Origin of the sequence: Pseudochrobactrum albidum (assembly GCF_051851455.1) — a bacterium.
Classification (GTDB): domain Bacteria; phylum Pseudomonadota; class Alphaproteobacteria; order Rhizobiales; family Rhizobiaceae; genus Pseudochrobactrum.
On record NZ_JBPVTR010000024.1, the window covers coordinates 277,391 to 294,057 of the forward strand.

The 16,667-nt window shown below is 50.9% G+C and carries 13 protein-coding genes; 6 read left to right on the forward strand and 7 right to left on the reverse strand.

Going from position 1 to position 16,667, the window contains the following annotated elements:
* Window positions 1-310: 310 nt before the first annotated feature.
* On the forward strand, window positions 311-742 hold the full coding sequence (locus tag ACSTTO_RS12335) for a nucleoside deaminase (protein ID WP_439273818.1): 432 nt from the start codon (window positions 311-313) through the stop codon (window positions 740-742).
* A gap of 100 nt (window positions 743-842) precedes the next feature.
* Here the strand turns inward: ACSTTO_RS12335 and ACSTTO_RS12340 are convergent, their stop codons facing one another.
* From ACSTTO_RS12340 to ACSTTO_RS12355, 4 genes are all read right to left on the reverse strand, one after another.
* Window positions 843-1,511: a hypothetical protein gene (locus tag ACSTTO_RS12340; protein ID WP_439273819.1), complete on the reverse strand. Its 669-nt coding sequence runs from the start codon at window positions 1,509-1,511 to the stop codon at window positions 843-845.
* 318 nt (window positions 1,512-1,829) lie between these two features.
* Window positions 1,830-4,736: an isoleucine--tRNA ligase gene (gene ileS / locus ACSTTO_RS12345; protein ID WP_439273500.1), complete on the reverse strand. Its 2,907-nt coding sequence runs from the start codon at window positions 4,734-4,736 to the stop codon at window positions 1,830-1,832.
* Between the two features lie 324 nt (window positions 4,737-5,060).
* Window positions 5,061-6,092 (reverse strand): bifunctional riboflavin kinase/FAD synthetase, encoded by a 1,032-nt coding sequence (locus ACSTTO_RS12350; protein ID WP_439273501.1) that lies wholly within the window; start codon window positions 6,090-6,092, stop codon window positions 5,061-5,063.
* A 50-nt stretch (window positions 6,093-6,142) separates the two neighbouring features.
* Window positions 6,143-6,991: a TIGR01459 family HAD-type hydrolase gene (locus ACSTTO_RS12355; protein WP_439273502.1), complete on the reverse strand. Its 849-nt coding sequence runs from the start codon at window positions 6,989-6,991 to the stop codon at window positions 6,143-6,145.
* A gap of 612 nt (window positions 6,992-7,603) precedes the next feature.
* Here ACSTTO_RS12355 and groES point away from each other — a divergent pair.
* From groES to ACSTTO_RS12380, 5 genes are all read left to right on the forward strand, one after another.
* Window positions 7,604-7,900: a co-chaperone GroES gene (gene groES, locus ACSTTO_RS12360; protein ID WP_439273503.1), complete on the forward strand. Its 297-nt coding sequence runs from the start codon at window positions 7,604-7,606 to the stop codon at window positions 7,898-7,900.
* 87 nt (window positions 7,901-7,987) lie between these two features.
* Window positions 7,988-9,631, forward strand: coding sequence for a chaperonin GroEL (gene groL, locus ACSTTO_RS12365; RefSeq protein ID WP_439273504.1), 1,644 nt, complete (start codon window positions 7,988-7,990; stop codon window positions 9,629-9,631).
* 927 nt (window positions 9,632-10,558) lie between these two features.
* Window positions 10,559-10,810 (forward strand): hypothetical protein, encoded by a 252-nt coding sequence (locus tag ACSTTO_RS12370; protein WP_439273505.1) that lies wholly within the window; start codon window positions 10,559-10,561, stop codon window positions 10,808-10,810.
* Between the two features lie 154 nt (window positions 10,811-10,964).
* Window positions 10,965-12,356 carry a class II fumarate hydratase gene (gene fumC / locus ACSTTO_RS12375; RefSeq protein WP_439273506.1) on the forward strand — a complete coding sequence of 464 codons (1,392 nt, stop codon included), beginning with the start codon at window positions 10,965-10,967 and terminating at the stop codon, window positions 12,354-12,356.
* A gap of 349 nt (window positions 12,357-12,705) precedes the next feature.
* The gene (locus ACSTTO_RS12380) at window positions 12,706-13,104 is read left to right on the forward strand and encodes a DoxX family protein (RefSeq protein ID WP_439273507.1); all 399 of its coding nucleotides are present in this window, start codon (window positions 12,706-12,708) and stop codon (window positions 13,102-13,104) included.
* 85 nt (window positions 13,105-13,189) lie between these two features.
* Here ACSTTO_RS12380 and hisG read toward each other — a convergent pair whose 3' ends face one another.
* Genes hisG through hisS form a run of 3 tightly spaced genes read right to left on the reverse strand, consistent with a single transcriptional unit; the run spans window position 13,190 to window position 16,546 of the window.
* Window positions 13,190-13,882 carry an ATP phosphoribosyltransferase gene (gene hisG, locus ACSTTO_RS12385; RefSeq protein ID WP_439273508.1) on the reverse strand — a complete coding sequence of 231 codons (693 nt, stop codon included), beginning with the start codon at window positions 13,880-13,882 and terminating at the stop codon, window positions 13,190-13,192.
* On the reverse strand, window positions 13,879-15,021 hold the full coding sequence (locus tag ACSTTO_RS12390) for an ATP phosphoribosyltransferase regulatory subunit (protein ID WP_439273509.1): 1,143 nt from the start codon (window positions 15,019-15,021) through the stop codon (window positions 13,879-13,881). Before ACSTTO_RS12390 ends, hisG begins: the two co-directional genes overlap by 4 nt.
* Before the next feature lies 1 nt (window position 15,022).
* On the reverse strand, window positions 15,023-16,546 hold the full coding sequence (gene hisS, locus ACSTTO_RS12395) for a histidine--tRNA ligase (protein ID WP_439273510.1): 1,524 nt from the start codon (window positions 16,544-16,546) through the stop codon (window positions 15,023-15,025).
* Window positions 16,547-16,667: the final 121 nt, after the last annotated feature.

The following is a 16,667-nucleotide window of genomic DNA, read 5'->3' on the forward strand; positions in this document are numbered from 1 at the left end:
TCAGAGGCCGGCGCAAATATGGAAAATCCGGATGCGAAAAGCCCTGCCTAAAAACCGCTGCATATTTTACCAGATATTATGCCCGGATATTATTCTCTGTATCAGATCATGCCGATCCGGCTCAATTCAGGATAAAGCTCACGCGATTGCAGCGCAGTTCTATGCTACACATCTTATTAAAGCTACGCTCTAACAAATCATCTGCGCGCTTGCGAGCAAAATATATAAAAGGCTGCCGGACAATATGAAAAAAAATACAAGTAACGGTTATTTTGCGCCTCAACCGGCGGAAAACGCCAAAACCTCGCCCATGCAGGCTGCACTGGATGAGGCGCGGGCTGCGGGCTTGCGCGGTGAAGTGCCCGTTGGCGCTGTGATAACCTATAAAAACACCATCATCGCACAAGCAGGCAACCGCACCCGCGAATTGAATGATCCGACCGCCCATGCAGAAATACTGGCCATTCGCATGGCCTGTGAGGCACTTGATAATGAGCGGCTTTGGGAATGCGACCTTTATGTAACGCTGGAGCCCTGCACCATGTGTGCGGGCGCCATTTCCTTTGCCCGTATCCGCAGACTCTATTATGCCGCAAGCGATCCTAAAGGCGGCGGCGTGGAACATGGGGCACGGTTCTACAGCCTGCCAACCTGCCATCATGCGCCCGATATTTATTCCGGCATCGGAGAAACACAGGCGCGCGACCTGTTGCTCGGTTTTTTCAAAGATAAGAGAAAATAACGCACAAATAACAGTGCCGCATCCTTATAAATGCGGCACCATAAATGCAGTCGCTGCAAAATTCAGCTTTTCATTGTTTGATGCTTACAAGGCTTGATGCTTACAAGCCAAACGTATCACGCCAGCTTTTGGAGCCGGAGGCCTCAGCTTTACGACGGCGCTCCTTTTTCGCCTCATCTTCCCCCAATTCGCCTGCGGCAGCGGTTGGTGCCGGCTGACGATAGGAGATAGGCGGCTCACTTAGATATTTGCGCCGGGTCGCAGAGCCGCCAGCGCGATCAATTGCCGCTTGTTTGGCCGCGGCTGCAATTGCCGGATCCGCAACAGAATCGCGCGAGGCATAGTCTTCACGACGGCTGGAGCCGCTTGGCAAAATCTGACGGCGTTGTGCCACACCGCTCGGCCCGTCCGGTGCAATGGGCGATACAAAATCAGGATTGTCGCGGTTGGCCTCAATCTCGGCACGCAGGCGCTTGCGGCGCTCTTCAGGTGATTCCGGCCAGGAAGGATCCCCCGCACGGGCAACACTTTGTTGCGGTACCGGCAGGGTTTCTTTCTGCCCGGCAACCGGCTTTACCAGCTCAGGGCGCGGCTTATACTCAATACCGGTATTGCGCTTTGGCCCGAATGAAGCAATGGATGACATATCATCCAGCAATTGCGAACTGGCAGATTTGCCTGTGCCGTAGGTCGGATCGGACACGCAACCGGCAAGACCCAAACCGGCAAGCACTGTTGCGAAAGCGAAAATGCGTCCTTCAATCTTCATGAGCACCACTTTTATCCGTATCCGGCCAGATTACCCAACCACCGGTTTAGTTTAATTTCACCCTTGTGCGTTTAACCGCCAAGTCCCGTCTGCATCCACATTGCAACAAATTGCAATACATATTCTGCCATTATGACGCTATCCGGACTTTCCGGCAACTCCAAGGCATTGCAGAAGTTTTTTACTTCCGGCATATTATGCCTGTACCCTGCCTTAGCATGACCAAAGAAATGCGGCAATCGCTGATAACATATTGTTAACCGTGATCACCGCAAAGCTTATTCAAATAAACACATATCCTTATAGAATATGTATTTTTCAGCCCAGACGCCCCAGCGCTTTTAATTCGCGCAAGGCTTCTGCATCACGCGCAGACACATCCGGAAACTCAGAATCACTGCCTACATCATCCGTATAGCGCCATGAACGGGCACATTTCCTACCGCCGGCTTTTTCCGGCACCACGGCCACACCCTTCACATCACTTAACGCAAAAGCCTCGCCCTTGGCCGGTTCGGTGCTGGTGGTGAGGCCGCTGGTAATGCAGATCTCGGCCATATCCAGCCCTTCCAATGCCGATATCAGCGATGCATCGGTGATATGAACACGAGGCGCTGCTTCCAATGAAGAACCAATGCGTTTATCCGCCCGTTCCAGCTCCAGCGCGCCGGTTACAACACGGCGCACCTCGCGCACCTTATCCCATTTGGCCGCCAGAACCGGATTGTTCCATTCTGCCGGAATGGTGCGGAACTGCTCCAAATGCACCGATACCGCATCTTTATAACGCTCAAGCCATGCTTCTTCCATGGTGAAAGGCAGCATTGGCGCCAGCCATGTCACGATATGATCGAACAGGTGACGCACCGTTTGCAAAGCCGCCTTGCGGCGCAGGCTTGAAGGCGCATCGCAATAAAGCGCATCTTTGCGGATATCAAAATAAAACGCCGATAATTCGATATTGGTGAAATCAATCAGCGCGCGAGTGATCTTTTTAAACTCAAATGCATCATAGCCATTGCGCACCACTTCATCGAGTTCACTCAAGCGATGCAGCATCAGCTTTTCAAGCTCAGGCAGATCAGCATAGGCGATTTCCCCGCCTTCATCATGCGCCAAAGTGCCAAGCATCCAGCGAATGGTGTTGCGCAATTTGCGGTAAGCATCAATATTGGTCTGGATGATGCTTTTACCCAGACGCTGATCATCCCAGTAATCGGATGTCATCACCCAGAGGCGCAAAATATCAGCGCCGGAATCTTTGATAATATCCTGCGGCGTTACGGTGTTGCCGAGTGATTTCGACATTTTGCGCCCATGCTCATCCATGGTGAAACCATGCGTCAGCACTGCATTATAAGGTGCGCGGCCACGGGTGCCGCAGCTTTCCAGCAGGGATGAGTGAAACCAGCCGCGATGCTGATCCGAGCCTTCCAGATAAAGATCGGCCGGCCATTTCAGATCAGGGCGGTCTTCCAGCGTGAATGTGTGGGTGGAGCCGGAATCAAACCAGACATCAAGAATGTCTTTTACCTGCTCCCAAGGCTCATTGGCACGTTCACCCAAGAAACGCTCACGCGCACCTTCAGCAAACCATGCATCAGCGCCCTCTTGTTCAAAGGCTGCGAGAATGCGCTCATTAACCGCCTCATCAACCAGCACTGTGCCATCTTCTGCCGCGAAAACGCAAATCGGCACACCCCATGCGCGCTGACGCGACAATACCCAATCCGGCCGGTTTTCAATCATTGAACGCAGGCGGTTCTGTCCGGCATTTGGCACAAAACGCGTCTCATCAATGGCTTTTAACGCACGTGAGCGCAGCGTGGTGCCATCGCCAAGCTCCTTGTCCATATAGACAAACCATTGCGGCGTATTGCGGAAGATGATCGGCTTTTTTGAACGCCATGAATGCGGATAGGAGTGCTTCATGCGGCCGCGGGCAAAAAGAAAATCACGCGCGATCAGCTCTTTGATAACCGCTTCATTCGCATCACCTTTTTTGCCGTTATCGTCGATAACGCGCGCAGCACCGCTGATCCGGTCGGGGCCAAAGCCCGGTGCATCAGCGGTGTAGAAACCTGCATCATCCACAGGGAAAGGAATGGCCGGATTGATACCGCGGGCTTCCAGTTCGCGCGTCACATCCATCCACGCCTCAAAGTCCTCACGGCCATGGCTTGGCGCGGTATGCACAAAGCCGGTACCGGCATCATCGGTCACATGATCACCGGCAATCAGCGGCACCACAAATTCATACCCGCCGCCAAAACCTTTCAGCGGGTGCGCTGCGGTCATGGTTTTTAACTGATCAGCGGTTACATCAGCCAGACGCTTGAAGGTTAATTTGGCTTTCTTGAAACATTCTTCCGCCAGACTATCGGCAAAGATCAGCTTTTCGCCCGGCTTAGGACCAAAATCATTTTCCGCAGCCATCACTTCATAAAGACCATAGGAAACCTTTGGCGAATAGGCGATGGCGCGGTTACCCGGAATTGTCCACGGGGTGGTTGTCCAGATGACGACACATGCGCCTTCCAGTTCCGCCACATTGGTGACAGGGAACTTCACCCAGATCATATCCGATTCAACATCGTGATATTCAACTTCAGCTTCCGCCAAAGCAGTGCGCTCAACAACCGACCACATTACCGGCTTGGAGCCGCGATAAAGCTGGCCGGAACGGGCAAATTTCAACAATTCGCCGGCAATGCGTGCTTCCGCATGGAAGTTCATTGTGGTGTAAGGATTTTCAAAATCACCGGTAATGGCCAGACGTTTGAATTCTTCCGTCTGTGCTTTAATCCACATTTCGGCAAATTCACGGCATTCTTTGCGGAATTCATTAACCGGCACTTCGTCTTTATTTTTGCCTTTTGCGCGGTATTTTTCTTCAATCTTCCATTCAATCGGCAGGCCGTGGCAATCCCAGCCGGGCACATAATTGGAATTGAAACCGCGCATCTGGAAGGAGCGGGTGATCACATCTTTCAGCGTTTTATTCAGCGCATGACCAATATGGATATTGCCGTTTGCATATGGCGGGCCGTCATGGAGCACAAAGAGCGGGCGATCTTTGGCATCTTCACGCAGTTTTTTATAAAGATTCATTTCCTCCCAGCGGGCAACCAGAAGCGGCTCGCGCTGCGGCAGGCTTGCACGCATCGGAAAATCCGTCTGCGGCAAATTAAGTGTTTTGGAATAATCGATTTTTTCAGCAGTCATTGCACTTGAACTTCAGTTGGCCTGCCATGCCGCACAGCCTATGCCGCATCCTGACAGGCAGTCTTTTTTATAAAAATATTTCCTGAATAACCGGTTTGCCGCATTCTCAGGGCATCATCAGGCTCAGGGCGTCATCTGTTTTCCCGGACCTTTTCCCCTGAACTGCATTGATCAGGTATCAAGAAAAGGCCGGGCCAATAATTCGTCCGGTATAATGCAATAGAAATATTGAGTACTTTCTCATCATAGCGCCACTTCTAGCAATGCGCACAGCCGGAATAAAGAGGCAGAAGAGATAAATCTCTCTCCAAAGCCGAGAAAGATTTATCTGCCGGAAAATGTCAGGTGAGAATCCAGCAAAGACAGGGGTTTTACTGAAGCCAGAACCGCGCGGGCTTCCGCCTCATCCTCGCGCATCTGCACCATCAGCGCATCCAGCGAATCAAACTTTTCCTCACCACGCAGATAGGCAAAGAAAGAAACCGCGCAAAATTCATCATAAAGATTGCCGGAAAAATCGAATATAAAAGTTTCCAGCAGCGCCGAACCATCACTATCCACAGTGGGGCGGCGGCCAAAACTTGCCACACCATCATAGACCGAACCGTCAGCGCTGCGAAAGCGCACCGCATAAATGCCATGTTTCAGGCCGGTTTGCTCCGGCAGCGCCATATTGGCTGTCGGAAAACCAAGCGTGCGCCCCAATTGCTTGCCCTTAATCACCCTGCTCGCCAATGTATAGCGATAACCAAGCAAACCGGCCGCCTGCACCACATCGCCCTCAGCAAGGCAGGCACGGATGCGTGATGAAGAAACAATCGCGCCTCCCTCATCGGTAAAAGGCTCAATCAAGCTAACGCCAAACCCGTATTTTTCACCAGCCTGCAGCAAAAATTCCGGATTACCCTGCCTTTTTGCACCGAAATGAAAATCCACACCGGTAATCACCTCAGATGCACCAAGGCGCTCAAGCAGAACCCGCTCAATAAATTGTTGCGCAGTCAGCGAGGAAAACGCTTTGTCAAAAGCCTGTTCCACAACAGCATCAAAGCCAAGAAGCCCTAAAATCGCGGCCTTTTCCTGTGCATCGGTCAACCGGTCAACCGGCTGTGCAGGATTGAAAAAACTGCGCGGATGCGGCTCAAAGGTAAGAACAATGGCCGGACGTCCGCGCTCCTTTGCCAATTGCAGGGTTTTGGCAAGCACAGCCTGATGCCCGCGATGCACACCATCAAAATTGCCAATTGCCACCACACCGCCGCGCAGGCCAGCCGGCAGCACCTCTCCCCCTCCTGCCCCGCAGGCAAGGCGAAGGATGGAAGATTGCCTGGCAAAATCTGAAGAAAGTGTGGTCATCGTCTATGTCGGGGCAGTTGTTTTTTCAGAATATATAAAACGGCCTGCAATCAGACCAGCGCACGCATGGTTGCCACAGGCGCCTCACCATGACGACCAAGAAATGCCAGCAATTTGTCATGATCAATCCCGCCCTTGGCGCTATATTCGGCTGCATGAATACCGCCGGAAATATACAGCACATCAATGCCGTAATTCTGTGCGCCCTTCACATCTGTCAACATACCATCGCCAATGGCAAGAATGCGCGATTTTTCCACCATGCGGCCTGCCAGTGTTTCAGCCGCCTGCATGGCTGCGGCATAAATAGGGTTATGCGGTTTGCCGGCAATCAGCGTGCGGCCGCCAAGCTGGGTATAATCACGCGCAAGAGCGCCCGCACACCAGATAAGGCGGGTGCCGCGCTCAACCACAATATCAGGATTGGCGCAGATAAATGGCAGATTGCGCGAGCGGAAACGCTGCAGCATTTCTGCATAATCTTCCGGCTTTTCCACCTCATCATCAAACAGGCCGGTGCAGACAACGCCTGCCGCCTCATATTCTTCAACCAGTTCCACATCCAGCCCGTCATAAATTGCCAGTTCACGATCCGGCCCCAGATGAAAGATTTTGCGCGGGCCTGCGGCAATCAAATCACGGGTCACATCGCCTGATGTCACAATCCGGTCATAGCTTTCATTGGTAATTCCCATCATTTCCATCTGGGCTGCAACCCCGGGAAAAGGGCGCGGGGAATTGGTGATAAGCACGACTTTTACACCAGCCTCACGGGCGCGCTTCAAGGCCTCTGCTGCCGGATGATAGGCTTCAACACCATTATGCAATACACCCCATACATCGCTGAAGATCACATCATAAGTGCCAAAAAGATCATCGAGTTTCGCCGGATGCAGCATAAAACTATCCTTAAACTTGATATATTCCGCCTGCGCAGAATATTTAAAACCGCCTTTCATGCAGCATGTTATGCGGTTTTTGAGCCAGATAAATAAAACATCAGCAAATTGCCGATGCCGATTTTGCCAATGCTCTAACCCAACAAACCGCTTCTGTCACCCGTTTTGCACTGTAAAAACGCTGCCATAGCACAGTCACACAGGATTGTGCACGGGAAGTGCCGGTTAAACAGAGGCTCAGCACCTTACCCCGCCATGCCGCAAAGCGCGGCATATAAGCCCCGCCTGATCAGGCTTTGTTAAACATAATCGCAGCGCGCCGCTGCTCTTTGACAAAATATTTTTGCCACGCCCTTTTAATTACTGCAGGCAAATACCAGATAAGCCTGATTCAGCCATGCGTCCGCGCATTGAGCTATAAGATTTTACAAGATTATCACCGGCAATATTGGCTTTTATGCACACCGGAAACCTTGACTCCGCAAACGGCTTTTCCTATATCAAAAACACGTTAGCACTCACATACAGAGAGTGCTAACAGTTAACGGGCTGCACAGCCTTATCAATCATTTTCACGCCTTATCATGAGGCATAATTTCAAGGGTTATAACCATGGCAAGCACCAAGTTCCGCCCGCTTCACGACCGTGTTGTTGTACGTCGTGTAGAATCGGAAGAAAAGACAGCCGGTGGCATCATCATTCCTGATTCCGCCAAGGAAAAGCCGTCTGAAGGCGAAGTCATCGCCGTTGGTTCCGGCAACCGTGATGAAAGCGGTAAGCTGGTTGCTCTGGATGTTAAAGAAGGCGACCGCGTTCTGTTTGGCAAATGGTCAGGCACAGAGGTCAAGATCGGCGGCGAAGATCTGCTGATCATGAAAGAATCCGACATTTTGGGCATCATCGGCTAAGGCCGGCGATTTATCCCGCAATCCCTTTTCAACACTTCAAACCAGGAAGTTCACAAGCTTCATAGTGCAGAACTTCAGGAGAAAAAAATGGCTGCTAAAGACGTAAAATTCGGTCGTACAGCGCGCGAAAAAATGCTGCGCGGCGTCGATATCCTTGCAGATGCTGTAAAAGTAACACTTGGCCCTAAAGGCCGTAACGTCGTTATCGACAAATCCTTCGGCGCTCCGCGCATCACCAAAGACGGTGTATCGGTTGCCAAGGAAGTGGAACTGGAAGACAAGTTCGAAAATATGGGCGCACAGATGCTGCGCGAAGTGGCTTCCAAGACCAATGACACCGCCGGTGACGGTACCACAACCGCAACCGTTCTTGGTCAGGCTATCGTTCAGGAAGGCGCAAAGGCTGTTGCTGCCGGCATGAACCCGATGGATCTGAAGCGCGGTATTGATCTGGCTGTTAACGAAGTTGTGGCAAATCTGCTCAGCAAGGCACAGAAGATCAACACTTCTGAAGAAGTTGCTCAGGTTGGCACCATTTCCGCCAATGGTGAAGCTGAAATCGGCAAGATGATTGCTGAAGCCATGCAGAAAGTCGGCAATGAAGGCGTCATCACCGTTGAAGAAGCTAAAACTGCTGAAACCGAACTCGAAGTTGTTGAAGGTATGCAGTTTGACCGCGGCTATCTCTCTCCATATTTCGTAACCAATCCGGAAAAGATGGTTGCCGAGCTGGAAGATGCCTATATCCTGCTGCACGAAAAGAAACTTTCCAACCTGCAGGCTCTGCTGCCGGTTCTCGAAGCTGTGGTTCAGACCTCCAAGCCACTTCTCATCATTGCTGAAGATGTTGAAGGTGAAGCACTGGCAACTCTGGTTGTTAACAAGCTGCGCGGCGGCCTGAAAATTGCTGCTGTTAAAGCTCCGGGCTTTGGTGATCGCCGTAAAGCAATGCTTGAAGATATTGCTATCCTCACCGGTGGTCAGGTTATCTCTGAAGACCTCGGCATCAAGCTTGAAAACGTATCACTCGATATGCTTGGCCGCGCCAAAAAAGTGGCTATCAACAAAGAAAATACCACCATTGTTGACGGCGCAGGCGCAAAAGCTGAAATCGAAGCCCGCGTTGGCCAGATCAAGCAGCAGATCGAAGAAACCACTTCTGACTACGACCGTGAAAAACTGCAAGAACGCCTTGCCAAACTTGCTGGCGGTGTTGCCGTTATCCGCGTTGGCGGCGCAACCGAAGTAGAAGTGAAAGAGCGCAAAGACCGCGTTGACGATGCCCTGAACGCAACCCGTGCAGCGGTTGAAGAAGGCATTGTACCAGGCGGCGGCACTGCATTGCTGCGCGCTGGAGCACAGATCAAGGTCAAGGGCGCCAATGCTGATCAAGAAGCCGGTATCAATATTGTTCGCCGTGCTATCCAGGCTCCTGCCCGTCAGATCACCACCAATGCCGGTGAAGAAGCTTCTGTTATCGTTGGCAAGATTCTTGAAAACGCTTCAGAAACTTTCGGTTACAACACTGCAAACAACGAATATGGCGATCTGATCAAAGCTGGCGTTGTTGATCCGGTTAAGGTTGTGCGCACCGCTCTGCAAAATGCAGCTTCTATCGCTGGTCTGATGATCACCACTGAAGCCATGATTGCCGAACTGCCTAAGAAAGACAGCGCAATGCCTGCAATGCCAGGCGGCGGCATGGGTGGCATGGGCGGCATGGACTTCTAAGAAGTCCATAAAGCACGCCCATGATCTAAAAAGCCTGCACCGCAAAGCGGTGCGGGTGGCGGCATGGACTTCAAGCAAGTCCATACGAGCATTTCATAGCACAGGCGCTTGCGCCTGTGTGGCCATGATAATGCGCTTCAAAAATACTAAAGCCCCGGATTCCTCCGGGGCTTTTTTTGCGCCTATATTCCAAAAAGACGCCCCCCCCGCAAAGCAGTGCAAGGCAATATTAAACAATTGAATCCACATAATATTTTTAAAAAATAAACTCATAAAAACATATTCATCAATTTAATAACTGCATTTAAAAACATGATTACAATATAATATAATACAATAATTCCATTATTTACCTTATAATTAAAAATAAATACTTATCTTATTAATTATAAGGCTATTTTTTGCTGAGTATAATCCTGTTGAATTTTACAGAATTTAAAAAACTGAATAATTGGTAAATAAAATTCATATTTATCATCACAAATACAATGCCATGTTTTTATAATTTACTGTACTTGCGTAAGGCTAAAAATTATTTTAGCAACACATAATAAGAAGTTCCTGTTTCAGTTTGCGCCGGCAGCCTCCTAGTTGCCCCCGCTTGAAGGAAGTGCAGTCCGGCGCAACGGGAAGACGGGTCAAACCGTCTTCCCGTCAATTATCAGCCTTCTCATCCGTGCTGTTTTTATGGCAGCATACGCTCTTTGCCCTTGAAAACCTTCCTAAAAGAGTTAAGTTTTAGCAACAGCAAAATTGTCTGATGCCAATCCGCATCCTGTCTTTAATGTGCCTTGTGTTTTTTTAAAACAAAGCTCATTTGCCGGTTTAATTTTGACGCAAGATGCGCTGATATAAGATTATGCCGCATTTTTAAGAACAGCGGGCAGTCGGATTTTGCAACATGTTCTAATTTTGAGGAGGATATTCATGCGCAAGCAGCATCCTATCGCCACAGCACCAAGAGATGGCAGCACTATTACTGTTATCTGGACAGATTTTGACGGGCGGCGCAATGAATCCCCTGCCCGCTATCACAGCCTGGAGCAATTAAAAAAAGCCGGCGGCGACTGGACAGAAGATGATACCGGCTGGTGGACATTTATTGACAGCACCACAATGAAAAAAATTGAACCCGAAATATGGGTTGAAAATCCTGATGATGAGGCGGAAGACGATTAAAACCAGTAACGCCAAGCGACATAAAGCCGGATCGTCCGGCACAAATTATCATAATAAATACTGTAGTTTATGGCCTGCGTCCGGCAAAATTTCCGTGTCTGCCCGCCTCGCAAAAGGGCCTCTTAATTTGATGCGATAAATCAAGGAGCTTTCCATGTCTGACCAACGCACCGAAACAGATAGTTTTGGCTCTGTTCTGGTTGATAACAGCCGCTATTGGGGCGCACAGACACAGCGTTCTTTACAGAATTTTAAAATCGGCACAGATCGCCAGCCTTTGTCGCTTATTCACGCGCTTGGTGTTGTCAAACAGGCAGCGGCAGAAACCAATATTGCCCTTGGCAAGCTGGATCCGGTTCTGGGGCGCGCAATTACCGTGGCTGCGGCAGAAGTGGCGGCTGGCAAGCTTGATGATCATTTTCCGCTGGTTATCTATCAAACCGGCTCCGGCACACAGAGCAATATGAATGTGAATGAGGTGATCTCCAATCGCGCCATTGAAATGCTGGGCGGCGTAATGGGCAGTAAAAAACCTGTTCACCCCAATGATCATGTCAATATGGGGCAATCTTCTAATGACAGCTTTCCCACGGCCATGCATATTGCCACTGCCATTGAAGTTACATCACGCCTGCTTCCGGCGCTGGACGGGTTAATTGACGCGCTCAAGGCTAAGGAAGAAAAATTTGCAAATCTGATCAAGATCGGGCGCACCCACACACAGGATGCCACACCGATTACACTGGGGCAGGAATTTTCCGGCTACCGCGCCGCGGCAGAATATGGCAAACACCGCATTGAACAAGCCTTGCCGGATATTTATCTTCTAGCGCAAGGCGGCACAGCCGTGGGCACCGGCCTCAACTCTGCCAAAGGTTTTGATACCGGCTTTGCTGAAGCCGTGGCCAATATTACCGGACTACCCTTTAAAACCGCACCGAACAAATTTGAAGCACTGGCCTCACACGGCGCCCTGCTCAATCTGCATGGCAGCCTCAATGCACTTGCTGCAGACCTGTTCAAAATTGCTAATGATATCCGCTTTCTTGGCTCAGGCCCGCGCTCCGGCCTTGGCGAATTGCAATTGCCGGAAAATGAACCCGGCTCCTCTATTATGCCGGGCAAGGTAAACCCGACACAGGCAGAAGCCTTGACCATGGTTGCCACACAGGTTTTTGGGAATCATACAACTGTTACTGTAGCGGCAAGCCAGGGGCATTTTGAACTGAATGTTTACAAACCTGTTATTGCCGCCAATGTGCTGCAATCCATCCGGTTGCTTGCCGATGGCATGAATTCTTTTACCGATCACTGTGTTAACGGTATTAAGGCTAATGAAAAGCGCATTCATGACCTGATGGAAAATTCGCTGATGCTGGTCACCGCACTGGCTCCGCATATCGGCTATGATGCGGCGGCAAAAATTGCCAAAACCGCCCATCAAAACGGCACAACCTTGCGTGAAGAGGCGCTAAAGAGCGGCCTTGTGAGCGAAGCCGATTATGACAAGCTGGTGCGGCCGGAACAAATGCTGCATCCGGCATAAAACATGTGCAGGCACATTCTGCCTGCACTTTCTCTATAAGTTTATACGCGCCGAGAGTTTTATACGCGCATAGTTTTCTACCTGAAGCATTCCGGCTCACATAAAACCGGAATGCCCTCATTGCTTTTTATTGCAGTTTACAGACACGCAGAACCGTCCCACATTTGGTTCATAATACTTCATAAACTTACACTTTTCCCGCATGTCAGAACCCAATATCATCCGGTGATTAAAGTACATATCACCATTATTGATGCTTATTTGGTGAACATTATGTCAATAATTGTCTCTATTTACGCAACATATTGAGTTGTCTATCCATTATTTCATCGCAATTTCGGAGCTTGAAATGATTAATCCAGCACAGAATTCTGCAATTATTTTAATTGCCCGCATTTTTCTTTCTATTCTTTTTATCCTCGCCGGCTGGTCTAAGCTGAGCGACCTTGAGGGCACTACGCAATATTTTCTTGGGCTGGAATTGCCCGCCCCGATGGCAATGGCGGTGATTGTTGGCCTCATTGAATTTATTGGCGGACTGGCCATTCTTATCGGCTTTAAAATCCGCATTGCGGCTGCAATTATTGCATTATTCACCATTGGCACCATTTTGGTAGCGCATCTCGATTTTTCTCAGGGGCTTAATATTATTATGGCGCAGAAAAATCTGGCAATTACCGGTGGTTTGCTTCTTCTTATTGTGACCGGTGCCGGCTTATTCTCGGTTGATGGCCGCGGGCGCGGATAAGTTTTGCAAAATCTCAACTCTTTTAACACCAAAAGCCGCTCTTCTTGAGGAATAGCGGCTTTTTTAAATTTAAAACCAACAAGCTTTATTTCAAACTGTTGCTGATAAGGCCGATAATCTCTGTTACGCGCGGATTATCCAGGCTGCGCCGTGCAGAAACCAGACAAGCCTGTGAGCGCAGCATCACACCATCCTGCAGAATTTTCAGCTTATTGGCGCGCAATGTGGAACCGGTTGAGGTAATATCCACAATAATATCCGCAGAGCCTGCCGCCGGCGCACCTTCAGTTGCGCCCAAACTCTCCACAATGCGATAAACCTGAATACCGTGTTTTTGTGAGAAAAACTGCTGTGTCAGCCGCCAATATTTGGTGGCAATACGCAAACGGCGCCCGTGACGCTGACGGAAATCAGCCGCCACATCATCCAGATCCGCCATTGTATCCACATCATGCCAGACTTCAGGCACAGCCACGATCACATCCGCATGGCCGAAACCAAGAGGCACTTCAATACGCACTTTTTCATCGGCGCGCGCCAGTGTTTCGCGGATAAGATCCTCACCCGTAACCCCAAGATCAACGGTGCCGTAACCAAGCTCGCGCGCAATTTCAGAGGCCGACAGAAACAAAATATCAATATCATCCACCCCGGCAATGCGGGCGCGGTAATTACGCTCATCCTCCGGCAGCACCACTTGCAGCCCGGCCTTGGCCATCACAGCAATTGCCTGTTCCTTAAGACGCCCCTTGGATGGCAGAGCCAATGTTACTGTCATGAGCGTTCTCCTGCCTGTTTTGCTTTTGCGCATTGTTGCAAGCGATCAAGCCAGATAGAAAAACCGACGCCGGAAATCCGCTCTTTAGCGCCAAGCATTGTCAGAAGGCGGTCATAACGCCCGCCGCCAACAATCACGCCGAAATCAGCCTCACCATTGGTAATTTCGTAAACAAGGCCGGTATAATAATCGAGCGGGCGGCCAAAAGCGGCATCATAGGTTACAAGGGTAAGATCAATACCGATTGCCCGCATTTCCTCAACACGCTTGCCAAAGCCCTGCAAGGCGGCGCCAAGATCAAGCCCGTTCTCCTGTGCAAACTGCTCCAGTCGCATGGCAGCCTCCTCCAGAGGCACGCGAATGGAGAGGAATGTTTTCAAGGCATTCAACACACGATCAGCAAGCTGCACCGCAGCAAGCTGTTGCTTTTCCATCAAACGACGGGCAATCTCCACCGGCGTGCGCCCTGCAGCCGGAGAAATGCCGGCAGCCCGCATCTCTTCTTCCAGTGCGGCAATTAATGCATCCTCACCATGCTCATCCACTAGCTGGCGCAAAGGCTCTGGCACGCCATTGCCGCTGCGCGGTGAAGCCAGATCCTGCAAAGCCGTTTTCAACTGTGCCGGATTGCCAAAAGCCCGCGCCAGTTTTTTCTGCCAGCCACGCGGCAGGCCAAGCGCACCAAGCACAGCCTCAAACACCGATTGATCGCCTAACAAAACCTGCAACGGAGCATCCGGCGCAATATAATGCACCGCATTGAGCGCATCACTCAAAGAGCGCGCATCACAGGCCGGCTCATTATCGCCGCCTAGATCCTCAATACCGGCCTGATAAAAACTGGTGCCGCCCTCACGGCGCTGGCGAAACACCTCCCCCACATAGGAATAGCGTTTGGGCGTGGCTGCATTGCGCGCAATATGGTTGCGACATACCGGAATTGTAAATTCAGGACGCAGGCAAAGGCTGTCGCCATTTTCATTCTCAGTCAGAAAAATCCGGCTGCGCAAATCCTCACCCGCCATATCCAGAAACGGATCAGCGGGCTGGAGAATAGGAATATCCACATTTTCAGTAGAAAACTGTGCGAAATACGCGGCCAGATCCGCGGCGATATCAGCTGTCAGACGCTTTGCCATTTCAATCTGCCCGCCTGTTCTTTTCCTGCAAGCGATCATGCGCCTGCTCATCAAGAATACGCCGCACCTGCGCCACCAGATCCGCCTCCTTAACGGTGATCTGCGCCGGACGGCTGGCGCGCCATTCTGCATTGCTGGCAATCTCGCCGGAAAGGCGCTTGCCCTCAATCAGATCCTTGATCTGCACTTCACCTTTGGCGCGCTCATCACCGCCTTGAATAATTGCAAGCGGTGCATTGCGGCGATCGGCATATTTCAACTGATTGCCGAATTTCTTCCAGTTGCCCTGATACATTTCCGCACGGATACCGGCATCACGCAGAGCCTGTGTAAATTTCTGGTAGCGGCCAAGGCTTTCCGCATCACCATCCATTACCGTCACCACCACCGGCGCCAGCTCTTCTTCCTGCCCAAGCTTGCCGAGATTTTTCAAAGCCGTCATCAGGCGGGAAACGCCGATGGAAAAACCAGTGGCAGGCACCGGCTGGCCACGAAAACGCGAGACCAGACCATCATAACGCCCGCCGCCGCCAACCGAGCCGAACACAACCTTTTCACCCTTTTCATTGGTGACATCAAATTGCAGCTCGGCCTCATAAACAGGGCCGGTATAATATTCCAGACCACGCACAACAGAAGGATCAACTTTAACACGGCCGGCATAGCCGCCGGCATCAAACAGCGCCTGCATCTGCGCCAATTCTTCAACACCTTCCGCACCACGGGCACTGCCCGCCACAACCTTGCGCAGATTTTCAATGGTCTGCCGGCCATTATCAGCGCCTGCTGCGGTAAAATCCAGCACTCTGGTAATAGCGGCGGCATCAAGCCCTGCACCTTTGGTGAAATCGCCGGATTCATCCCGGCGGCCTTCTCCCAACAGCAATTTCACGCCTTCTGCGCCAAACTTGTCAAGCTTATCAATCGCACGCAATACATTAAGACGGCGCGCGGCATTTTCATCACCTGCAAGGCCGATTAATTCCAGAACGCCATCCAGCACCTTACGATTATTGACACGGATCATATAATCCCCGCGCGAAATACCAAGGCGCTCCAGCGTATCGGCAGCCATCATGCACATTTCCGCATCGGCAGAAACGCCCGGCGCGCCAACCGTATCAGCATCAAACTGCATGAACTGACGAAAACGGCCAGGCCCCGGTTTTTCATTACGAAATACCCATCCGTTGCGGTAAGTGCGATAGGGCAGCTGGATTTCATTAAAATTTTCAGCCACATGGCGCGCCAGCGGCGCTGTCAGATCATAACGCAATGACAGCCACTGCTCATCATCATCCTGCAGCGAGAACACACCCTCATTCGGGCGATCCTGATCCGGCAGAAATTTGCCAAGCGCATCCGTATATTCAACAAGCGGTGTCTCAACCGGATCAAAACCATAGCGTTCATAAACCTCGCGGATGGTGGCGAGCATTTTTTCCGCAGCGCGCAGATCATGGGGCTCACGGTCCACAAAGCCGCGCGGCAGCCGCGCTTTCATCTTTTCCGCTTTATTTGCCATGATCCTGATCCGCTAAACTTGAGTTATCATTAAGAATTACATGCCCTGAAGGCGCGCATGTTTCCTAGCTGATCAGCTTGCATGCGGCAAGAGCAAGATCAACACGGAAAGACTATTCATC